Below are 19653 nucleotides of genomic sequence, written 5' to 3'. Positions count from 1 at the left end.
CGCCGTGATGGACGAGAACACCTACATGGTGCGCAAGTGGAACGAGTTCATCGCCGCGTGAGCGCCGTGCCGTCACGCTTTTCCGCCCCGGCTCTCGGGCAAGCCCGAGAGCCGGCACCCTCCCCCCTCTGCGGGGGAGGGTGGCCCCTGCGTCAGCAGGGGTCGGGAGAGGGGCAGCGCGACGTCGGCGGATGTGTCGCCCGGCGCAGCCTCTCCGGAAGCGGAGCTCCCCTCTCCCGACCCGCTTCGCGGGCCACCCTCCCCCGCAGAGGGGGGAGGGATGCCGCTGCGCCGTCGAGGGCGATCCGGTGAACGACCTCGCCCTCCCCCACACCGCCGAAACCGTTGCCGCGCCGCTCGCCGCCGCCCCCCGGCGCCGGCGTCCGAGCCTCGCCTATCTCCAGGCCGCCCCGCTGGCCCTGGTGTTCCTGGTCTTCCTGGTGGTGCCGCTGCTGCTCACCGGCATCGTGTCGTTCTGGGAGTATAACGAGTACGCGATCACCCCGGCGCTGACCCTGCAGAACTACGCCGACGTGTTCGACGGCTGCCTGTCCGCCGACCTGTGCACGACCGTACGCACCTATCTCTCGACGCTGAAATTCGTGGCCCTCACCCTGGCGATCACCCTGCCGCTGGGCTTTGCCATCGCCTACTTCCTGGCCTTCCATATCCGCTCGGACACGGTGCGGATGGGGCTGTTCCTGCTGTGCACGATCCCGTTCTGGACCTCGAACGTGATCCGCATGATCTCGTGGATCCCGCTGCTCGGCCGCAACGGCCTGGTCAACGACACGCTCCGCAGCCTCGGGCTGATCAATGCGCCGATCGAGGGCCTGCTCTATTCCGACTTCGCGGTGGTGCTGGCCTTCGTGCACCTCGACACGGTGTTCATGATCGTGCCGATCTTCAACAGCCTGGCCCGCATCGACCGGTCGCTGATCGAGGCGGCGCGCGATTGCGGCGCCTCGGGGTTCCAGACCCTCCGGAACGTGGTGCTGCCGCTGGCCAAGCCCGGCATCGCCATCGGGTCGATCTTCGTGGTCACCCTGGTGATGGGCGACTTCGTCACGGTCGGCGTGATGGGCGGGCAGCAGATCGCCAGCGTCGGCAAGGTGATCCAGGTGCAGATGTCCTACCTGCAATTCCCGGCGGCGGCCGCCAACGCGGTGGTGCTGCTCGCCGCGGTGCTGCTGATGATCCTGGGGCTCACCCGGATGATCGACCTGCGCAGGGAGCTGTAGGATGGATCGCTCCCGCGGCTTCGCCTTCTACGGGCTCGCCGGGATTTTCTCCCTCTACGTCCTGTTCCTCTACGGGCCGACGCTGACGATCCTGGCGCTCAGCTTCCAGGGCCCGTCCGGCGGCCTGACCTTCCCGATGAACGGGGTCTCGACCCACTGGTTCGCCAAGCTGTGGGAGGGGGTCGGCGTCGTCGACATCTGGGCGGCGCTGCGGCGCTCGCTGATGCTCGGGCTGGTGGTGATGGCGCTCACCGTCGCCCTCGCGTTCTATGCCGGCCTCGCCTTCCGCAAGGGGTTCGTTGGCGCCGGCCTGGTCTTCGCCCTGGCGGTGTCGAGCCTGATCGTCCCGTCGATCGTGGTCTCGCTCGGGATCGGGCTGGAATTCCGGCTCCTCGACGATGCGGTCAAGGCGCTGGCGGAGGCCACCGGCTGGGGATTCCTGCAGGATCACGGCACCTACATGGGCCTCTTCACGTCGGCGCTGGGGGCGCATCTCACCTGGACGCTGCCGTTCGGGCTGCTGATCATGTTCGCGGTGTTCAACCGGTTCAGCCCCGCCTACGAGGAGGCCGCCCGCGACCTCGGCGCCACAGGGGCGCAGACGCTCCGGCACGTGGTGGTGCCGATCCTGGCCCCGGCCCTGGTCGGCGTCGCCCTGTTCGGCTTCACCCTGTCCTTCGACGAGCTCGCCCGCACCAGCCAGGCGATCGGCGGCCGCAACACCCTGCCGCTGGAGCTCCAGGGCCTGACCACCACGGTGACGACGCCCGAGATCTACGCGCTCGGCACCACCACGACGGCGTTCTCCGCCCTGGTGATCGGCACCGCACTCAGCCTGACCGTGTGGCTGCAGAAGCGCCGGGCGCGGCGGGCGCTGGCGGGGCTGCGGCCGTAGAGTTTTTGAATTGAACTAGAAGCCTAGGAGCACAGCTCGGCGAACACCTAATCGGCAAGAATCATCGAGAGTGACGGTAACGGGCTTGCTCGTGAGCCTCGTTCACGCCGCCTCGATACGGTGCTGGTCGGCATCGAGCCTCATCGTCATTGCGAGCGCAGCGAAGCAACCTAGTCTGGCGCCACGTTCTGCGATCGCGCGCTGCCCTGGGTTGCTTCGCTGCGCTCGCAATGACGGTGTGCAGTGCGTAGCCAAGCGATTCGCCGATATACCGAAGCAGAGAGCCGTCGCAGCACTGTGAGGCCCTACCCGGACATTGCCAATCCGCCCCCATCCGTGTATGCGCACGGCGCGCCCTCCGACACCCTTGGAGGCAGGGGCGCACCGGGAAGGTCACAGCCGTCCGCGTCGGGCGGCTTTTTCGTTTTCCGGTATCCAGCCATCATCTGAAGGATCACGCCATGAGCGCAGTCAAGACGCTTGAGGCCGTGGCACGCGACCGGGTCGGCAAGGGGGCCGCCCGGGCCGTTCGTCGCCAGGGTCAAGTTCCCGCCGTCGTGTACGGAGGCGGCCAGCCGCCGCAATCCATCGCCATCGACCTCGTCCGCGCCCGCACCCTGATCTACGCCGGCGGGTTCAAGACCACGCTGTTCGAGATCAAGGCCGGCGGCAAGACCGTCCGGGCGATCCCGCGCGACTTCCAGCTCGACCCGGTCAGCGGCGTGCCGCTGCATGTCGATTTCCTGCGCGTCGTCTCCGGCCAGACCGTGACCGTCGAGGTGCCGGTGCACTTCATCAACGAGGACGACGCCCCCGGCATCAAGAAGCTCGGCGGCACCCTCAACATCGTCGCCCACACCCTGACCCTCGACGTCGCCCCGGACCAGATCCCGGACGCGATCGAGGTCGACCTGACCGGCCGCCAGATCGGCGACGTGATCCACGTCTCCGACGTCAAGATCCCGGCCGGCACCCATACCGGCGAGCCGACCGATCCGGTGGCCAACATCGTGCCGCCGACCGTGCTCGGCGCCGAGGTCGAGGCCGAGGAGGCCGCGATCGCCGAGGCGCAGTCCGCCGAGGCCGCCGAGGAGAAGGCCGAAGAGGCCGCCGCCGAGGACGACGAGAAGAAGGACGGCGAGGAGGCCTGAGCCTCGTCGCAACCCGCGCATCGTCGAGAGCCCCGGTCCCGCCGGGGCTCTCTTCGTTTCAGGGGCTCACCACCGAGTTCATGGGTTCCCAAAGGGCTCAGCCCTCTGGCGGGGTTCGGGGGCGGAGCCCACGAGGTTCGCAGGGCTCTGCCCTGCACCCGCAAAAGGTCTCGACCTTTTGAAACCGGGACTTACCTACGGATACAGCCGCGACCGGCTCCAGCCGTCGCCGGTGCGGGTGAAGCGGACCCGGTCGTGCAGGCGGTAATCGCCGTTCTGCCAGAATTCCAGCGCCACCGGGGCGATGCGGAAGCCGGTCCAATGCTCCGGCCGGGGGATCGGGCCGTCCTCGTAGCGGGCGGCGAGCTCCGTCACCGTGGCCATCAGCGTGGCGCGGTCGGCGAGCGGGCGGGATTGCTGGCTGGCGATGGCGCCGAGCCGGCTCTCCCGGCGGCGACTCTCGAAATAGGCGTCGGCCTCCGCCGGCGTCACCGCCGAGACCGGCCCCCGGGCGCGGACCTGCCGGCGCAGGCTCTTCCAGTGCAGCACCAGGGCGGCCTGCGGGTTCTGGGCCAGTTCCTCGCCCTTGGCCGACTGGACGTTGGTGTAGAACACGAAGCCGTTCGCGTCGAAGCCCTTCAGCAGGACCATGCGCACGTCGGGCAGCCCGTTCGCATCCGCGGTGGCCAGCGCCATCGCGTTCGGATCCTCGGGCTCGGCGGCCTCCGCCTCCCGCATCCAGGCGGAAAACAGCGCGACCGGATCGTCGCTCAGGGTGAAATCCCCGGTCGGGGATCTCGGGTCATCGGTCCTTAACTGATCCACGGCAAGACTCCTGCCTGCCGCGTCCAGGGCCTGAGGGGGCCACCGACATCGGCATGTTCGGTCGAGCGGATAGCCCGTCGTGAGTCAGGTGTAATGCGGCGATGCGCGTGTAAAGAGCCGAGCCGGCGGTTGCGCCTCCCTGTGGCGATGACAGCCGCGTCGCTGGCGGTGCTCCTGTGCGGCTGCAGCCAGCCGCTGCTCGTCTTCCGCGGCGAGCCCGCGGCCGCGCCCCCGGTGGCCGAGGAGCCCGTCGTCACCGGCAGCATCGAGAAGCGGCCGTCGAGCTTCGGCAACGACCTCGGCGAGGAGGATTGGCGGCGCGCCCGCGCGGCCTTGTCGGTCGCCCTCGATCCGCAGGGCAACGGCCGTCCGGTGAAGTGGGACAACCCCGAGACCGGGCTGCACGGCGCGGTCAACCCGACTGGCCTGCCTTACGTCGCCGACGACCTGATCTGCCGCAACTTCCTGGCCTCGGTGATCGGCCCGGGCAGCAGCCGCTTCGTGCGCGGCACCGGCTGCAAGCCGTCCGGCGGCCACTGGACGCTCAAGCGGGTCCGGGCTGCCGGACCGGAGCGGTCCTGATCCGCTCGCCGGGGCCCCGATCCGGGGCCCCGCGGCACGGGCGGTCTCTCAGTACGGGTAGCCGTAATAAGGCCGCATGCGCAGGCGCGGCTGGGCGGCCGGCGGCGCCGCGGCGCGGGCGGCGGCCTCGGGATCGTAGGCCCGGATATACGGGTCGAGGGCCGGATCGCGGTAATTGCCGTTGTTGACCCCGGCGGAGCGGTCGTTGCCGCTCAGCGCCGCGTAGGGCGAGAGCCCGCTGCCGCTGTCACCGCCGCCACCGCCGCCGCCGAAGGCGAAGGCCGCGCTCGGGAGGCCGATGAGCAGCGCTGCGGCCAGCGGCATCGCCAGTGTCTTGCGTGTCATGTCGTGTCTCCGCATCACATTCCACAGGCGAACCGCCAAGCCGATCCGCGAGTTCCCATGCCGCGCCGGGATTGCCACGTGGCATGGTATCACGACGGCGTAACGGCGGGTTATCGGGCCGCGTGAAACGCGGATCGTTTTGTCTATCAACAGAGTCCGCTCCGGATCGATCACTTGGAACGGTCGAGCTGCAGCCAGACTTGTTTGATCGTGCCATAGAGCGATAGCATTCGATCGTGCGACACCCGTATCGACGATTGTCTTCGCGCTTCTTCCAGGGTCCGGATTCGGTGAGCGGCGTTACGGGATTCGACACGCCGCTCGGAGCGCCCGGAATCCGATATCCGGGCCCGTGCGCCTGATGGAGCGGGCGATCGGAGGCGTCGACCGGCCTACCGCCGGGGGCAGCCGCGGGCCTGTCTGGCCGGAACCCCGGGCGATCGCGCCGCGCCCGGTCGCGCTGCGGATCACCGTGCGGCTCGACCGCCGGACCCTGCGCGGCTGGCACATCCGCCTGCTCGACCAGCTCGGACAGCGGGCGGAGCGGCACCTCCAAGTCGCGTGGGTCGCGGGCGCGCACGGCTTGCCGCCCAACGCCGAGTTGCTGTTCCGCCTGGAGGCGGCGATCCACGGCCTGCCCCGGCCGGGCCTGGCCACGGCGGCCGAGCCGGTGGCGCTGGCCGCCTACGGCGCGGACGCCCAGGCGGACGAAGCCGACCTCGTCCTCGACCTGTCGGGCGCGCCGGCCGATCCGGCCGACACGGGTCCGCCGATCTGGCGGCTCGATTTCGACGGGATGCCGGGCGAGGCCGGGCTGCTCGCCGCCCTGTTCGCCGGGCGCGCGCCCCTGGCGGCGCTGCGGGGTCCGGACGGCGTCCCGGTTGCGGTCGGGCGCCTCGGTGCGGAATCGCACACGGTGATGCTGGTCGCCTTCGAGGATTACCTCGCCCGGATCATCACGCTGATCGCCGCCGCCCTCGACGGCGCCGCCTCACCGCGCCTCCCGGACGGGTCCGAGGCGCCGCTGCAGCCGGGGTCGCGCTTCGACCTCGGCGGCCTCGGCGTCAGCCGGCGCGCCGTGAGCGGGCTGGCCCGGCAGATCGCCCGCCGGCTCTACGCGCTCTGCTTCCACAGCCCGCAATGGCGGGTCGGCTGGCGACGGGTGGTCGGCCCCGACCTGATCGACCTGCGCCGCCATCCCGCGGGCGGCTGGACCGACCTGCCCGACGACGGGCGGCGCTTCTACGCCGACCCGTTCGCGATCGCGCATGGCGGGTCTGTCACCCTGTTCGTCGAGGAGTTCGACTATCGCCGCGGCAAGGGCGTGATCTCCGCCCTCGGCTTCGATGCCGCGGGCCCGCGCGGCCGCCCGGAGCCGGTGCTGGAACTGGCCACCCACCTCTCCTACCCGTTCGTGTTCGAGGCGGACGGGGCGGTCTGGATGATCCCGGAATCCCACGCCTCGGGCACGATCGACCTCTATCGGGCGACTGCCTTCCCGGGGGGGTGGGTGCACGAGGCGGTGCTGGTCGATGACGTGGTGGCGGGCGATGCCACGCTGCTGCGCCACGATGGGGGCTGGTGGATGTTCGCCACGGTCCGGGCCGGCGGGGGCAGCTATTCCGACACCCTCCACCTCTGGCACGCGCCGCATTTCCGCGGCCCCTGGACGCCGCACCCGCGCAACCCGGTCCTGATCGATGTCGGCTCGGCCCGGGCGGCCGGCCCGATCGTGGCCCGCGACGGCGCCTTGATCCGCCCCGTGCAGGATTGCCGCCGGGGCTACGGCGCGGCGCTCGGCCTCGCCCGGATCCTGCGGCTCGACGCGGAGGGCTACGAGCAGCGGGTCGAGACCCGCCTCGGCCCCGGGGCGGCCTGGCCCGGCTCGCGCCTGCACATGCTGAGCGCGGCCGGCGGCTTCGAGTTCATCGACGGCTCGCGCCGGGCCCGGTCGCGGCTGCTGGGGTGATCCGACGCGAACGGCGGCCCGGTGACGAGGTGCCTTCAGGGCATCACCGTGTCACGAGACCTTGCGATCGGCACCGTCGCTGGGCGCAAAGCTGAGCGAGAGCCGAACTTCCTTCACAGCCGGCCAGAGCGTCATGTCCTCCTGCCTGATCAGGCCCGCATCGATCAGGGTCCGGACATCGTCGTGGACGCGGCGGTAATCCCGATCCAAGCTTTTCGCCAGCGCACGGATCGACCGCGCACTGCCGGATTTGAACAACGCTTCCAGCAGAGCCACGCGCTGATCCGATATGACGCTTTTGAAGGTCTTCAGATCCTTGAAGATCAGGACGGGCTCCGCCGGCGTCAGATCACCCGCTTCCGCCTGCTTCCAGCGCTCGATGAAGCGGCGGCCCATATCCTCGGCCGAGCCGCCGATAACGATTTTGACTTCATCCGTCATGATGCGCCTCCGCGTAGGAGAGAGACTTCGGCCAGAAAATCGGCGACGAGCCGTTCGACGGATACGAACGTGTAAGCCGTCTCGTCGTCGAGGCGGTGGACGTGATCGCCCTTTCCGGCCTCGTTGTCGTAGGCGACGATCCGGAGGCCGGGTCGTCCATAGAACAGCGAATATTTGAAGCCGTGCGTTGAGCCCCGTACCGGTCGCGGCACCTGCCATATCCGATCTGGAGGATCGCACCGTCCGGATAGACGAGCTTCTCGTCGAAATAGGAGGTCGCGCCCGCCACGACTCAATGGCTCGCCTGTCATATGACCCATTTGACATATGGCATCAATGCCACAGGCTCAAGCGAGTCGGTGCTTGCTGGTAGGCATGCGGCGCGACCGGCCGGGTACAGCCGCTGAACGCCATGCGCGCCCTCGACTGACGAAGGTCGAAAATCCAGCTGGTCGCGATCAATCCGCTCAGGATAGGCGGGACGAAACGTCCATGCGCCGATGAAGGACGCGGATGACATCGATCCCGGCACCCGTCTGCCGGTAGAACATGACAGTAGCGATCGGCCCGGTCCGGTGATCACTGGCCGAACGTGTAGCGTCAGATCTCGTCCAGGTCGGCACGCGCGAGGGGGGTGAACCGGGCGCGGGGGCTAGCGGCCATATTTGGTCCGCATCTCCTGAAGGAACGCGGGACTGTCCAGCTCCTCCGCGGGACCGGACTGTTCCCCGGCGATCAGGGCGGCTCGAAGCGCGGCGGCCTTCACCTCGTGCTCTTCGAGCAGGCGCAGACCTGCGCGGACGACCTCACTGGCCGATCCGTAGCGCCCGTCGTTGACCTGGCGATCGATGAACCCGGCGAAATGGTCCCCGAGCGAGATGGATGTGTTCTTTGCCATGCCGGCCTCCCGATACCAGGATCTACCATATTTTGGTACACGGCACGTAGATCCACCGGAGGGCTGAACGGACCGATCCGTCTGCGACTTTCATGATGCTATTGCGCCCCCGTCCGGGCTTGAATCGCCATCGGCCCGAAAACCCGCTTGTGCCGAACGGCACCCTCGCGCATCTCGCATCGCGGCGCCGCGCACGCTAAGCCGGAGCCCAAGACCCCGAAGCCATCCGCCGAGAAGATCTGCATGGCGAGCCCCGTCGAACATGCGAGCTTCCTGCCGCCGGTCCTGACCTTCCTGGCGGCCGCGGTGATCGGCGTGCCTGTGTTCCGGCTGATCGGTCAGAGCGCCGTGCTCGGCTACCTCGTGGCCGGCGTGCTGATCGGCCCGTCCGGCCTGTCGCTGATCGCCGAACCCGAGACCGCCGCGAGCGTCGCCGAGATCGGCGTGGTGCTGCTGCTGTTCATCGTCGGGCTGGAATTGCACCTGTCGCAGCTCGTCTCGATGCGGCGGGACATCTTCGGCCTCGGCGCGGCGCAGCTGGTCGCCTGCGCGCTGGTCCTGGGGGGCGTCGGGCTGGCCGCCGGGCTCAGCCTCGGGGCGGCCGCGGTGATCGGCATCGCGCTCGCCCTGTCGGCCACCGCGGTGGCGCTGCAGCTCCTGGAGGAGCGGGGCGACCTCGGCAGCGCCTACGGGGGCCGGGCCTTCGCGGTGCTGCTGTTCCAGGACCTGTCGGTGGTCGGCATCCTGGCGCTGATGCCGCTGCTGGCCACGGCGGGCGGCGGCACCGGCGGCCCCTGGCTCGGGGCGGCGGCGATCTCCACCGGCAAGGCGGTGGCGGCGATCCTGGCCGTGGTGCTGGTCGGCCGCTACGGCCTCAACCCGTTCTTCCGGCTGCTGGCGGCCAGCGGCGCCCGCGAGGTGCTGACCGCGGCGGCGCTCCTGGTGGTGCTCGGCACCGCCCTGCTGATGGAGCAGGTCGGCCTGTCGATGGCGATGGGCGCGTTCCTGGCCGGCATCCTGCTCGCCGAGTCGAACTTCCGCCACCAGCTCGAGGCCGAGATCGAGCCGTTCCGCGGCATGCTGCTCGGCCTGTTCTTCATGAGCGTCGGCATGTCGATCGACGGCGGCCTGGTCCGGGAGGTCTGGCCGGCGCTGTTCGGGGCGACACTGGGGGCGATCCTGCTCAAGGTCGCGCTGGTCGCCGGCCTGTTCCGGCTGTTCGGCTCCGACACCCTCGGGGCGCTCCGCGGCGCGGCCGTGCTGGCGCCGGCGGGCGAGTTCGCCTTCGTGCTGCTGCCCCAGGCGGAGGATCTCGGGCTCACCGGTCCCACGGCGACGCGCTTCGCGGTGGCGCTGGCCGCGCTCACCATGCTGATCGGCCCGATCGCCGCCAAGGGCCTCGACAAGCTGATCGAGCGCCGCACCGCCCGCGAGCAGGTCGACGTGTCGGAGCCCTCCGCGGAGCTCGCCGAGAGCGGCGAGGCAAGGGTGCTGGTGATCGGCTTCGGCCGGTTCGGGCAGGTCCTGACCCAGGTGCTGCTGGCCGAGGGCATCCCGGTCACCGTGATCGACAAGGACGTGGAGCAGCTGCGCGCGGCCTCGCGCTTCGGCTTCCGGATCTATTACGGCGACGGCACACGGCTCGACGTGCTCCGCGCCGCCGGGATCGGCCGGGTCGAGCTGGTCTGCATCTGCGTGGACGACCGCGCCGGGGCGCTCAAGATCGTCGACATCGTGCACGAGGAATTCTCCAGCGTCCGCACCTTCGTGCGCGCCTATGATCGCCTGCACGCCGTCGAGCTGATGAACCGGGACGTCGATTACCAGATCCGCGAGACCGCGGAATCGGCCCTGGCCTTCGGGCGGGCGGCCCTGGAGGGGCTCGGCCTGTCGCCGGAGGTGGCCGCGGCCCGGGCCGAGGACGTGCGCAAGCGCGACATCGCCCGCCTGGTGCTGCAGCAGGCCGGCGCCCTGCCGGAGGGCGCCGGCTGGATGCGCGGCGCCGCGGCGGGGCTGAAGCCCGAACCGCTGACCGAGCCGGTCCGGCCGGCCCGGGCGCTCAGCACCGAGACCCGCGACCTGATCGGCAGCGACCGGCGCGAGGCGGCCGAGCGGCTCCTGGACAAGCCCGCCCTCGCCCCGCAGGAGCCCGACGCGGCCGAGGGCGAGATCGAGCCGGAGCCCGAGCTGGAATCGGAAGGCAGCGCCCGGGATGCGTGACGGTCCCGATGCCTGACGGCTTGCCCCCGGCCGAGGCGGGCCGGTTCGTCAGCGGCTCGATCCTCCGGCACGTGGTCGTGATGGCCGCCACCGGCTCGGTGGGGCTGATGGCGATCTTCGTGGTCGACCTGCTGTCGCTGTTCTACGTCTCGAAGCTCGGCGACCCGAAGCTCACGGCGGCGATCGGCTTCGCGGCGATCGTGCAGTTCTTCGCCACGGCGGTGAATATCGGCCTGATGATCGCCGCCGGCGCGCTGGTCGGCAAGGCGGTCGGCGCGGGCGACCGGGCGGGGGCGCGGCGGCTGTCGAGCTCGGCGCTGGGGCTGGCGAGCCTCGCCGCCGCGCTCATCGCGCTGCTGATCTTCGCCCTGTCGGAGCGGTTGCTGAGCCTGATCGGCGCCAGCGGCGAGACGCTGCGGGTGGCCGAGCTGTTCCTGCACATCACCCTGCCGTCGAACCTCCTGCTTGCGGCCGGCATGCTGTTCACCGGCCTGCTGCGGGCGGTCGGCGAGGCGCGACAGGCCATGATGGTCACGCTCGCCGGCGCCGTCGTCACCGCGTTCCTCGACCCGCTGCTGATCTTCGGCGCCGGCCTCGGCGTCGAGGGCGCGGCGATCACGGTCTGCGTGGCGCGGGCGACCTTCGTGGCGGTGGGCCTGCGCGGGGTCGCCCGGCACGGGCTGCTCGGCCTGCCGCGGGTCGCCGACATGGTCGCGGATGCGCCCCTGCTGGCGTCGGTGGCGGGACCGGCGGTGCTGACCAACCTCGCGCCCTCGGTCGCGAGCGCCTTCCTGGCCCGCCTCTTTGCCGACTACGGGGCCGACGCGGTGGCGTCCGCCGCGGTGATCGACCGGCTGACGCCGGTGGCCTTCGGGGGCCTGTTCGCCCTGTCGGGGGCGATCGGCCCGATCCTGGCGCAGAACTGGGGCGCGGGCCGGTTCGACCGGATGCGCGGGGTGCTGCGCGAGGCGGTCCGGGTGACCTTGGCCTACGTGGCCGTGGTCTGGCTCGTCCTGGCGCTCGCCCGCGAGCCCCTGGCATCCCTGTTCGGGCTGCACGGCGTGGCGCGCGACCTGTTCGGGTTCTTCTGCCTGGCCGGCGGCGCGATCTGGTTCTTCAACGGGCTCCTGTTCCTCGGCAACGCCGCCTTCAACAACCTCGGCTTCCCGATCCGCTCGACCCTGCTGAACTGGGGCCGGGCGACGCTGGGCACCGTGCCGCCCGCGATGCTCGGCGCTGCGCTCTACGGGCCGCGCGGCGTGATCGCCGGGATGGGCCTCGGTTCCCTGGTGTTCGGCCTCATGGGCATCCTGCTCGCCCGCCGCACCGTCGACCGGCTGGAAGCACGGGGCCGGCGCCTGCGCGAGCCGGAGGGCGCCCGCGCGCCATCCCAGCGCGGCGCGCCCCTGCCCGCCGGGCAGCCCCATCCCGGGCCGGTGAGCTGAACCGGGCGCGGTCCGCAATACCCGTCCGATCGCCGGGCCGGACCCGGCTGAGCACAAGTTCCTCTCGCGGGAACTGGTATTTCGCCGCGCAACCGGTCACGATGGCCCGTCCCGGCCGGTCCGACCGGGACAGGGACGAGGCGTCATGTTCAACCCGCTCGAGATGTTCCAGGCCCAGGGCGAGGCCGGGATCCAGGCGATGGCCCAGCAATTCGGCCTCACCCCCGAGCAGACCGCCCGCGCCTTCGAGGCCTTGATGCCGGCCCTGACCCTCGGGCTCCAGCGCGGCACCGGCCTCGACCCGAGTGCCTTCGCCCGGATGTTCGGCATGCCGGAGGCCGCCCGCACCGCCGCGCCCCAGGGCCTGGAAGCCCTGACCCAGATGTTCGGCTCGGCCCAGTTGATGCAGGCGGTGCTGCGCCAGGCCTCGGCCAGCAGCGGCGTCGGCGCGCAGGTGCTGCGCCAGATGCTGCCGATGATGGCGGGCGCCGTGGTGGCGAGCATCGTCCACGTCATGCTCAACCAGCCGCAGGCCGAGCCCGCGCAGGCGCGGCCGGCGGCGGCGGCCCCCGTGGCGTTCCCGTTCGGCCCGGCCTGGGGCGAGATGGCCAAGGCGTTCATGCCCGGCGCCACCGCGGCCCCGGCCCCGCCGCCGAAGCCCATCCCGAAATCCGCGGGCGAGACAGCCGGCGAGGCCGGCTCCGCCATGATCGAGCAGATGCTGCGCACCGGCGCCGAGGTCCAGGGCAACAACATCCGGGCGATGCAGGAGCTGTTCGAGACCTTCTGGCCGTCCTCGGGAAAACCCGAGGCGGAAACCCCGCCGAAGCCCGAGCCGAGCCCGGCGAAACCCCGGCGCGGCCGGGGGCCCGAGGGCGGGACCGGTTGACGCACGGTCCAGGGGGCCACGGCCGTTGACCCGGCGCAGCCGGGACGCATCTCCTGCGGCGAAGGAGACAGCGCGATGACCGATCACCTGACCGCCTGGGACAGCCGCGAAGAGAGTGTGGCCGGCAACGGCGTCGCCAAGCGCACGATCCCGGGCACCGGGGCGAGCCTCGTGCGGGTCGTGGTCCCGGCGGGTGCCTCAGCCGGGCGCCACAGCCACGCGCACGAGCAGTTCGTGCAGGTGATCTCCGGCTCGGGGTTCCTCGAGACCGAGCAGGGCCGCAAGCCGTTCTCCGCCGGCAGCGTGTTCCACTTCCCGCCCGGGACATGGCATGCCGCCGCGTTTGAGACCGAGACGGTGCTGGTCGAGACGAATTTCGTCTCCTGAACGCGGGCGACATGTGCCCGATCCGGACTCAGAGGGACGTGTTTCTGCCGAACTGCGCCTCGAGCCTCGCGATGCTGGCCACTGCCTCATGAGCGTAGCGGATTGCGGCCTCGGCGGTCAGCAGCTTGTCCTCTTGCGGGTCGAAGGCGACGCCCGTCGACAGCCTTAGGGCGGCGGCAATCGCGATCCAGGTCCCCGCGCAGGCCGGGAACGTCGCGAAATAGAAGGCGTACACGCACGCCCATGGTCCTCCGAAATCTGTTTCGGGGTAGGTCTCCGCCACGTCGGAGAACGGAATGACCGAGCACTCGAAGCCAGCCTCACGCCCCTGCCATCTGGCAGGGAAGTGACCGGACACGGCTGGCGGGACCTGATCGGATTTCAGCGTCAGATCGAATCCTATTGCATCGATGGCTGCCTGCCATTCCAGGATGCTGGAAATGGGTCGCTGGCATAAGGCGTAGGCTTCCATGGTCATGCGCGCGCAACCCCAATGAGAAAGTTATAAAAAATGTGATTTTTTACTGTGATGCCGCGATCGATATGAAGTTCGATGACGGGAACGCTGTCGTCCACACCAACGGCATCTCTCAATTCGCGAACCCGTTTTGGCGTCAGTCTCGCTCGGCCAGTCTTGAGATCCCAGATCGCTCGGATGGGAGCGGCGCTGGTTCTGCCATTGCGGTATATGAAATCTGTCCGGACGCTCCCATCAAATCCGTAACGCACCGTATCACCGGCACTGAAGCTCTGTTCTACGCCATGCTTCCCGATGCCAGGAAGATCGAGCTCTCGCATGCGTGCAGCAGCCTTGGTGTGGATCTCGATGTCATAAAGAGGTCCCTGCCCGGGATCGTTACTTTCGATAACTTCTTTCAAAACATCGAGAATCTGGTCTGTTTTTGCATCGATCCGTGGATCGCCAGTCTTGTCTTTTTGCGTGACAATGATCGATCCGCCGCCGCCGGACCATCGGCCTTTATCGCCTCTCGGTTGATCCTGCCTGAAGCCAGCTTTTATTTCGAGAATACCCAGCGCAACGAACGCAAGGCTGAGCCGAAGGCCAGCGATGCGATAATCCAAGCCCCAATCTCGATCATCACTCGACATGGCGACGCGACTCGCTGAACTTTGTTCATGTTTTATTCTATGATTTATTTCCTTGAGTCGAGCGATTTGGTCGCCTTACGGAAAGGCGACCGCACACCATCGGATCGGTGCGCCCCTGCGGCAAATAATTCTTTGCGCCCGTCCAAATTGCCTGTGCTTGGCGGCACGGGCCGGCCCGTGTAGGAATCCCGCTCGAATGCCCGCCCGTGCACGCCGACGAAAGGCCGGGCCCCGCCCCTATCAGAACAGAGGCAGACCATGAGCGCCGGTACCGCCGCCGACAAGCACTTCTCGAACAGCTTCTTCGCCGCCCCGCTGACCGAGGCCGATCCCGAGATCGCCGAGGCGGTGTCGAAGGAACTCGGCCGCCAGCAGCACGAGATCGAGCTGATCGCCTCGGAGAACATCGTCTCCCGCGCCGTGCTGGAGGCGCAGGGCTCGGTGCTGACCAACAAGTACGCCGAAGGCTATCCGGGCCGGCGCTACTACGGCGGCTGCCAGTTCGTGGACATCGCCGAGAACCTCGCCATCGAGCGCGCCAAGCGCCTGTTCGATTGCGGCTTCGCCAACGTGCAGCCGAACTCGGGCTCGCAGGCCAACCAGGGCGTGTTCCTGGCCCTGATGCAGCCCGGCGACACCTTCCTGGGCCTCGACCTCGCGGCCGGCGGCCACCTGACCCACGGCGCCCCGCCCAACGTCTCGGGCAAGTGGTTCAAGCCGGTCTCCTACACGGTGCGCCGCGATGACCAGCGCATCGACATGGAGCAGGTCGCCGCGCTCGCGGAGGAGCACAAGCCCAAGGTGATCATTGCCGGCGGCTCCGGCTACCCGCGCCATTGGGACTTCGCCAAGTTCCGCGAGATCGCCGATTCCGTCGGCGCCTACTTCATGGTCGACGCCGCCCACTTCGCCGGGCTGATCGCCGCCGGCGTGCATCCGTCGCCGTTCCCGCACGCCCACGTGGTCACCACCACGACCCACAAGACGCTCCGCGGCCCGCGCGGCGGCATGATCCTCACCAACGACGAGGCGCTGGCCAAGAAGTTCAACTCGGCGATCTTCCCCGGCCTCCAGGGCGGCCCGCTGATGCATGTGATCGCCGGCAAGGCCGTGGCCTTCGGCGAGGCGCTCAAGCCCGAGTTCAAGATCTACGCCCGCCAGGTGGTGGAGAACGCCAAGGCGCTCGCCGACACCCTGATGTCGGGGGGCTACGACATCACCTCGGGCGGCACCGACAACCACCTGATGCTGGTCGACCTGCAGCGGAAGGGCCTCACCGGCAAGGCCGCCGAGGCCGCCCTGTCCCGGGCCGACATCACCTGCAACAAGAACGGCGTGCCGTTCGACACCCAGAAGCCGACGATCACCTCGGGCATCCGGCTCGGCACCCCGGCCGGCACCTCGCGCGGCTTCGGCGTCGCCGAGTTCAAGCAGATCGGCGGCTTCATCGTCGAGGTGCTGGACGGGATGGTGGCCAAGGGCGAGGCCGGCGATCCGGAGGTCGAGGCTTCGGTGAAGAGCCGCGTCCACGCGCTGACCGGCCGGTTCCCGATCTACGGCTGAGGCCTGCCGGCCCGGCGTATTGCGCCCGGGTCCTGGGAGAGGAATAAACGCCCGCGGGTCTTCGGATCCGCGGGCGTCGTTCTGTCGGCGCCGAGGCTCTCTCCGGGACGCGACGCCGTGCCAAAGCATATCGGGATCGTGGGCTGCTCCGCCGAAGGTGCGGCGCTCTGCTACCGGACGATCTGCGTCGAAGGCGCGGCGCATCTGGGCCCGCATGGACACCCGGAGGTGTCGATGCATACGCATCCCCTGGCCGCCTATGTCGATTGCCTCGATCGCGGCGATCTGGCGGGGGTCGGCGAGCTGATGCTGTCCTCGGCGGCCAAGCTTCAGGCGGCGGGGGCCGATTTCCTGATCTGTCCGGACAACACCATCCACCAGGCGATGGATCGCGTCCGTCCGCGCTCGCCCCTGCCCTGGCTGCACATCGCCGAGGTGGTCGCGGAGGAAGCCTCGGCCCGCGGCTTCCGCCGGGTCGGCCTGACCGGAACCCGCTGGCTCGTGGAGAGCGACGTATACCCGACGGCTGTGCGCCGATACGGCATCGCCTGCGTGATCCCGCAACCGCACGAGCGGGAACAGCTCGGCACGATCATCATCTCCGAGCTGGTCAACGGGATCTTCGAGCCGGCGAGCGTCGCACGGTTCCAGACGGTCATTTCACGCCTGAAGGACGAGGAAAGCTGCGACGCCGTCGTGCTCGGCTGCACCGAAATCCCCCTGATCATCCATGACGGCAACGCGTCGCTGCCGACCCTGGACTCGACACGGCTGCTCGCCCGCGCGGCCCTCGCCCGGGCGGTTGCGTCCTGACAGTCGGAGCGCGTGCCCGTATCCTGGCAATCCGCAGGCGGCTGGGGCAGATAGCCGATTGCGGGTCCGCGAGACCCTGAGGCGAGGCGGCTCAGATCCCATGCGGTGTCCCTATTGCGGCGGCTCCGAGACGCAGGTGAAGGATTCGCGGCCCTCCGAGGACGGCGCCGCGATCCGGCGCCGCCGGGTCTGCCCGGATTGCGCCGGCCGCTTCACCACCTTCGAGCGGGTGCAGCTGCGCGAGGTCGTGGTGCTCAAGCGCTCGGGCAAGCGCGTGCCGTTCGACCGGGACAAGCTCCAGCGCTCGATCGACGTCGCCCTGCGCAAGCGCGCCGTCGACCCGGAGCGGATCGAGCGCCTGGTCAGCGGCATCACGCGGCAACTGGAGAGCGCCGGCGAGCCGGAGGTGACCTCCGAGGCGATCGGCGAGCTGGTGATGGCCGGGCTGAAAGGTCTCGACGACGTCGCCTACGTGCGCTTCGCCTCGGTCTACAAGAACTTTCGGGAAGCCAAGGATTTCGAGGACCTGCTCGGCACCCTGGGCGACGGCCTGCTCGCCGTGGGGGCCGAACCGGACTCCCCGCCCGAGGAGCCCGAGCCCGACGCCCCGCCCCGCCGCCGGGCCGCCCGCCCATGAGCGACGATGCCAGCTTCATGCGCCTCGCCCTGGCGCTCGGCCGGCGCGGGCTCGGCACCACCTGGCCGAACCCGTCCGTGGGCGCGGTCGTGGTCGAGCCCGGCACCGGCCGGATCCTCGGGACCGGGGCGACGGCGCCCGGGGGCCGGCCGCACGGCGAGCCCCTGGCGCTCGCCGAGGCCGGGGCGGCGGCACGAGGCGCGACCCTCTACGTCACCCTGGAGCCGTGCTCGCATCACGGCCGCACGCCGCCCTGCACCGACGCGATCCTGGCCGCCGGGATCGCCCGGGTGGTCAGCGCCGTGGAGGATCCGGATTCGCGGGTGGCCGGGCGCGGCCACGCGCTGCTGCGGGCCGGCGGCGTCGCGGTCGAGACCGGCCTGATGCGCGAGGCGGCTTCCCGCGACCATGTCGGCCACATCACCCGGGTGACCCGCGGCCGGCCGGCCGTGCATCTCAAGCTCGCCCGCACGCGCGACGGCTTCTGCGCGGGCGCCGGGCCGGAGCGCCTGCGGATCACCGGCCCGGTGGCCGACGGGGCGGTGCATCTCTGGCGGGCGCATGCCGACGCGATCCTGATCGGCATCGGCACCGCCCGGGCCGACGACCCGTCCCTGACCGTGCGGCTGCCGGGCCTGGGCGCCCGCTCGCCCCTGCGGATCGTGCTCGATTCGCACCTGATGCTCTCGCCCGCCAGCGTGCTGGCCCGCACCGCCCGGGACACCGCCACGCTGGTGCTCACCACCCGCTCCGCCCCGGCCCATGCCCGCCGGGCCCTGGAGGCGCTCGGCGTCGAGATCGCCATCCTGCCGGCGGACGTCGCCGGGCGCGTCGAGCTGCCGAACGCGCTGGCGCATCTCGGGGAGCGCGGTTTGACGCGGCTGTGCACCGAGGGCGGCCCGCGCCTTGCCGATGCCCTGGCGCGGGCCGATCTGATCGAGGCCTGCACGCTGGTCACCGGACCGATGGAGCTCGGCCCGGCGGGCGGCCTGAAGGCGCTGGGCCCGGATTTGACCGGCGCTCTGGCGAGCGAAAGCTTCAGGCTGGCCGAGCGGCTGCAGCTCGGCTCCGACGAGGCCGCCACCTACGAGAGGATACCGTAGAAAAATGTTCACCGGTCTGGTCAGCGATGTCGGCACCATCGTCTCGATCGCGGGCGCGGGCGACCTGCGCCGGATCGCGATCCGCGCCTCCTACGACCCGGCCACGATCGCGCTCGGCGCCTCGATCGCGTGCTCGGGCCCGTGCCTGACGGCGGTCGCGGTGGAGCCGGCCGAGGGCGGCTGCGTCTTCGCCGTGGACGCCGCCGCCGAGACCCTGGCCCGCACCACGGTGGGCCGCTGGGCGGCGGGCGCGCGCATCAACCTGGAACGGTCCCTGAAGATCGGCGACGAGCTCGGCGGCCATCTCGTCACCGGCCATGTCGACGGCGTCGCCGAGATCGTGGAGCGGGAGAGCGTCACAGCCGGCGCCTGGGGGCCGAGCGACCGCTTCACGCTGCGCGCCCCCGCCGGCCTGGCGCGGTTCATCGCCGAGAAGGGCTCGGTCTGCCTCGACGGCACCTCGCTGACGGTCAACAGCGTCGACGGCGACGTCTTCTCGGTGCTGCTGATCCCCCACACCCTCCAGGTCACCACCTGGGGCGAGCGGCGCGCCGGCGACGGGCTGAACCTGGAGGTCGACCTGATCGCCCGCTACGCCGCCCGGCTCACCGAGGCGCGGCCGGGGGCCTAACCGCCGCGCTCGGGCGGGATCGCGTAGGTGCCGGTGGCGTGGCAGACGAGGTCGTCGCGGCCCGGGGCGGTGATCCCGACCTCGCCCACCGCCAGGCGCCGCCCGAGCTTGAGCAGGCGGCATTCCGCCAGCAGGTCGCCCGGGGCGGGCTTGCGCAGGAAGTTGAAGGTCAGGCTCGTGGTCACCGCCAGGGCGACCGGGCCGATCTGGGCCAGGATCGCGGCGTAGAGCACGTAATCCGCCAGCGCCATCATGGCCGGCCCCGACACCGTGCCCCCGGGCCGCAGGAAGCGTTCCTGCCCCTCCATCCGCATCCGCGCCGAGAGCGGCCCCACCGCCTCCAGATGGAAGGCCCGGCCCCCGGCCTGCATCTGCGGGAATTCCCGGTCGAGGAAGTCTCTGGTTTCGGCGAGGGTGAGGATCGGGGCGCGCATGCCTGGTTGCAGCATGGGTTGGGGGGATGGGGCAATCCGCGGCTGATCCAATCCCCCACCTCATCCTGAGGTGG

General features: G+C 70.3%; 22 protein-coding genes. 14 read left to right on the top strand and 8 right to left on the bottom strand.

What is annotated here, in order from left to right; genetic code table 11:
- Positions 1 to 308: 308 nt before the first annotated feature.
- From MKL11_RS25355 to MKL11_RS25345, 3 genes are all read left to right on the top strand, one after another.
- Positions 309 to 1241 (top strand): ABC transporter permease, encoded by a 933-nt coding sequence (locus MKL11_RS25355; RefSeq protein ID WP_243948346.1) that lies wholly within the window; start codon positions 309 to 311, stop codon positions 1239 to 1241.
- A gap of 1 nt (position 1242) precedes the next feature.
- Positions 1243 to 2136, top strand: coding sequence for an ABC transporter permease (locus MKL11_RS25350; RefSeq protein ID WP_243948345.1), 894 nt, complete (start codon positions 1243 to 1245; stop codon positions 2134 to 2136).
- Positions 2137 to 2597: 461 nt separating this feature from the next.
- On the top strand, positions 2598 to 3287 hold the full coding sequence (locus tag MKL11_RS25345) for a 50S ribosomal protein L25/general stress protein Ctc (RefSeq protein WP_243948344.1): 690 nt from the start codon (positions 2598 to 2600) through the stop codon (positions 3285 to 3287).
- A 195-nt stretch (positions 3288 to 3482) separates the two neighbouring features.
- Here MKL11_RS25345 and pdxH read toward each other — a convergent pair whose 3' ends face one another.
- Positions 3483 to 4112, bottom strand: coding sequence for a pyridoxamine 5'-phosphate oxidase (pdxH, locus tag MKL11_RS25340; RefSeq protein WP_243948343.1), 630 nt, complete (start codon positions 4110 to 4112; stop codon positions 3483 to 3485).
- 93 nt (positions 4113 to 4205) lie between these two features.
- Between pdxH and MKL11_RS25335 the strand changes: the two genes are divergently transcribed.
- Entirely contained in the window at positions 4206 to 4694 is a 489-nt protein-coding gene (locus tag MKL11_RS25335) for an RT0821/Lpp0805 family surface protein (protein ID WP_409565912.1), read from the top strand.
- 48 nt (positions 4695 to 4742) lie between these two features.
- On the opposite strand, the gene MKL11_RS25330 is transcribed toward MKL11_RS25335, so the two are convergent.
- Positions 4743 to 5039 (bottom strand): hypothetical protein, encoded by a 297-nt coding sequence (locus MKL11_RS25330; protein ID WP_243948341.1) that lies wholly within the window; start codon positions 5037 to 5039, stop codon positions 4743 to 4745.
- 361 nt (positions 5040 to 5400) lie between these two features.
- Between MKL11_RS25330 and MKL11_RS25325 the strand changes: the two genes are divergently transcribed.
- Positions 5401 to 7008, top strand: a complete 1608-nt coding sequence (locus MKL11_RS25325; protein ID WP_243948349.1) for a formyl transferase — start codon at positions 5401 to 5403, stop codon at positions 7006 to 7008.
- A gap of 51 nt (positions 7009 to 7059) precedes the next feature.
- Here MKL11_RS25325 and MKL11_RS25320 read toward each other — a convergent pair whose 3' ends face one another.
- The 3 genes from MKL11_RS25320 to MKL11_RS25310 form a co-directional block, all read right to left on the bottom strand.
- Positions 7060 to 7449 (bottom strand): hypothetical protein, encoded by a 390-nt coding sequence (locus tag MKL11_RS25320; RefSeq protein ID WP_243948339.1) that lies wholly within the window; start codon positions 7447 to 7449, stop codon positions 7060 to 7062.
- On the bottom strand, positions 7446 to 7661 hold the full coding sequence (locus MKL11_RS25315; protein WP_313900785.1) for a DUF6516 family protein: 216 nt from the start codon (positions 7659 to 7661) through the stop codon (positions 7446 to 7448). The genes MKL11_RS25320 and MKL11_RS25315 overlap by 4 nt, the downstream gene beginning before the upstream one ends.
- 440 nt (positions 7662 to 8101) lie before the next feature.
- The gene (locus MKL11_RS25310; RefSeq protein WP_243948337.1) at positions 8102 to 8347 is read right to left on the bottom strand and encodes a type II toxin-antitoxin system ParD family antitoxin; all 246 of its coding nucleotides are present in this window, start codon (positions 8345 to 8347) and stop codon (positions 8102 to 8104) included.
- 243 nt (positions 8348 to 8590) lie between these two features.
- Between MKL11_RS25310 and MKL11_RS25305 the strand changes: the two genes are divergently transcribed.
- The 4 genes from MKL11_RS25305 to MKL11_RS25290 all read left to right on the top strand — a co-directional run bounded on the left by MKL11_RS25305 (position 8591) and on the right by MKL11_RS25290 (position 13288).
- Positions 8591 to 10567, top strand: coding sequence for a monovalent cation:proton antiporter-2 (CPA2) family protein (locus MKL11_RS25305; RefSeq protein WP_243948335.1), 1977 nt, complete (start codon positions 8591 to 8593; stop codon positions 10565 to 10567).
- An 8-nt stretch (positions 10568 to 10575) separates the two neighbouring features.
- A complete protein-coding gene (locus MKL11_RS25300) occupies positions 10576 to 12012 on the top strand; it encodes an MATE family efflux transporter (protein WP_243948332.1) in 1437 nt (478 codons plus the stop codon).
- 145 nt (positions 12013 to 12157) lie between these two features.
- Complete coding sequence (locus MKL11_RS25295) at positions 12158 to 12901, top strand: DUF937 domain-containing protein (protein WP_243948330.1); 744 nt, start codon at positions 12158 to 12160, stop codon at positions 12899 to 12901.
- A 75-nt stretch (positions 12902 to 12976) separates the two neighbouring features.
- Entirely contained in the window at positions 12977 to 13288 is a 312-nt protein-coding gene (locus tag MKL11_RS25290) for a cupin domain-containing protein (RefSeq protein WP_243948328.1), read from the top strand.
- A gap of 28 nt (positions 13289 to 13316) precedes the next feature.
- Here the strand turns inward: MKL11_RS25290 and MKL11_RS25285 are convergent, their stop codons facing one another.
- On the bottom strand, positions 13317 to 13766 hold the full coding sequence (locus MKL11_RS25285) for a hypothetical protein (protein WP_243948326.1): 450 nt from the start codon (positions 13764 to 13766) through the stop codon (positions 13317 to 13319).
- Positions 13763 to 14371 (bottom strand): hypothetical protein, encoded by a 609-nt coding sequence (locus MKL11_RS25280; RefSeq protein WP_243948324.1) that lies wholly within the window; start codon positions 14369 to 14371, stop codon positions 13763 to 13765. The genes MKL11_RS25285 and MKL11_RS25280 overlap by 4 nt, the downstream gene beginning before the upstream one ends.
- A gap of 285 nt (positions 14372 to 14656) precedes the next feature.
- On the opposite strand from MKL11_RS25280, the gene glyA reads away from it, so the two are divergent.
- From glyA to MKL11_RS25255, 5 genes are all read left to right on the top strand, one after another.
- The gene (gene glyA / locus MKL11_RS25275) at positions 14657 to 15961 is read left to right on the top strand and encodes a serine hydroxymethyltransferase (protein ID WP_243948321.1); all 1305 of its coding nucleotides are present in this window, start codon (positions 14657 to 14659) and stop codon (positions 15959 to 15961) included.
- Between the two features lie 117 nt (positions 15962 to 16078).
- Complete coding sequence (locus MKL11_RS25270) at positions 16079 to 16774, top strand: aspartate/glutamate racemase family protein (RefSeq protein WP_243948319.1); 696 nt, start codon at positions 16079 to 16081, stop codon at positions 16772 to 16774.
- Positions 16775 to 16874: 100 nt separating this feature from the next.
- Positions 16875 to 17411, top strand: a complete 537-nt coding sequence (gene nrdR, locus MKL11_RS25265; RefSeq protein WP_243948317.1) for a transcriptional regulator NrdR — start codon at positions 16875 to 16877, stop codon at positions 17409 to 17411.
- On the top strand, positions 17408 to 18514 hold the full coding sequence (ribD, locus tag MKL11_RS25260; RefSeq protein ID WP_243948315.1) for a bifunctional diaminohydroxyphosphoribosylaminopyrimidine deaminase/5-amino-6-(5-phosphoribosylamino)uracil reductase RibD: 1107 nt from the start codon (positions 17408 to 17410) through the stop codon (positions 18512 to 18514). The genes nrdR and ribD overlap by 4 nt, the downstream gene beginning before the upstream one ends.
- A gap of 4 nt (positions 18515 to 18518) precedes the next feature.
- Positions 18519 to 19145, top strand: a complete 627-nt coding sequence (locus tag MKL11_RS25255; RefSeq protein ID WP_243948313.1) for a riboflavin synthase — start codon at positions 18519 to 18521, stop codon at positions 19143 to 19145.
- Here the strand turns inward: MKL11_RS25255 and MKL11_RS25250 are convergent.
- Positions 19142 to 19579 (bottom strand): PaaI family thioesterase, encoded by a 438-nt coding sequence (locus tag MKL11_RS25250; RefSeq protein WP_243948311.1) that lies wholly within the window; start codon positions 19577 to 19579, stop codon positions 19142 to 19144. The two genes, MKL11_RS25255 and MKL11_RS25250, sit on opposite strands and share 4 nt — an antisense overlap.
- Between the last annotated feature and the right edge of the window lie 74 nt (positions 19580 to 19653).

Origin of the sequence: Methylobacterium sp. J-077, assembly GCF_022829365.1 — a bacterium.
Lineage (GTDB): Bacteria > Pseudomonadota > Alphaproteobacteria > Rhizobiales > Beijerinckiaceae > Methylobacterium.
This window is presented reverse-complemented; position numbering and strand designations above follow the sequence as displayed.

Bases quoted from the DNA above. Each gene is read 5' to 3' on its own strand.
- MKL11_RS25290 (WP_243948328.1), top strand. From the start codon at position 12,977: ATGACCGATCACCTGACCGCCTGGGACAGCCGCGAAGAGAGTGTGGCC.
- MKL11_RS25300 (WP_243948332.1), top strand. From the start codon at position 10,576: ATGCCTGACGGCTTGCCCCCGGCCGAGGCGGGCCGGTTCGTCAGCGGC.
- MKL11_RS25250 (WP_243948311.1), bottom strand. From the start codon at position 19,579: ATGCGCGCCCCGATCCTCACCCTCGCCGAAACCAGAGACTTCCTCGAC.
- MKL11_RS25345 (WP_243948344.1), top strand. From the start codon at position 2,598: ATGAGCGCAGTCAAGACGCTTGAGGCCGTGGCACGCGACCGGGTCGGC.
- MKL11_RS25310 (WP_243948337.1), bottom strand. From the start codon at position 8,347: ATGGCAAAGAACACATCCATCTCGCTCGGGGACCATTTCGCCGGGTTC.
- glyA (WP_243948321.1), top strand. From the start codon at position 14,657: ATGAGCGCCGGTACCGCCGCCGACAAGCACTTCTCGAACAGCTTCTTC.
- MKL11_RS25325 (WP_243948349.1), top strand. From the start codon at position 5,401: ATGGAGCGGGCGATCGGAGGCGTCGACCGGCCTACCGCCGGGGGCAGC.
- MKL11_RS25285 (WP_243948326.1), bottom strand. From the start codon at position 13,766: ATGACCATGGAAGCCTACGCCTTATGCCAGCGACCCATTTCCAGCATC.
- MKL11_RS25295 (WP_243948330.1), top strand. From the start codon at position 12,158: ATGTTCAACCCGCTCGAGATGTTCCAGGCCCAGGGCGAGGCCGGGATC.
- nrdR (WP_243948317.1), top strand. From the start codon at position 16,875: ATGCGGTGTCCCTATTGCGGCGGCTCCGAGACGCAGGTGAAGGATTCG.
- MKL11_RS25335 (WP_409565912.1), top strand. From the start codon at position 4,206: ATGCGGCGATGCGCGTGTAAAGAGCCGAGCCGGCGGTTGCGCCTCCCT.
- ribD (WP_243948315.1), top strand. From the start codon at position 17,408: ATGAGCGACGATGCCAGCTTCATGCGCCTCGCCCTGGCGCTCGGCCGG.
- MKL11_RS25350 (WP_243948345.1), top strand. From the start codon at position 1,243: ATGGATCGCTCCCGCGGCTTCGCCTTCTACGGGCTCGCCGGGATTTTC.
- MKL11_RS25255 (WP_243948313.1), top strand. From the start codon at position 18,519: ATGTTCACCGGTCTGGTCAGCGATGTCGGCACCATCGTCTCGATCGCG.
- MKL11_RS25305 (WP_243948335.1), top strand. From the start codon at position 8,591: ATGGCGAGCCCCGTCGAACATGCGAGCTTCCTGCCGCCGGTCCTGACC.
- MKL11_RS25330 (WP_243948341.1), bottom strand. From the start codon at position 5,039: ATGACACGCAAGACACTGGCGATGCCGCTGGCCGCAGCGCTGCTCATC.
- MKL11_RS25320 (WP_243948339.1), bottom strand. From the start codon at position 7,449: ATGACGGATGAAGTCAAAATCGTTATCGGCGGCTCGGCCGAGGATATG.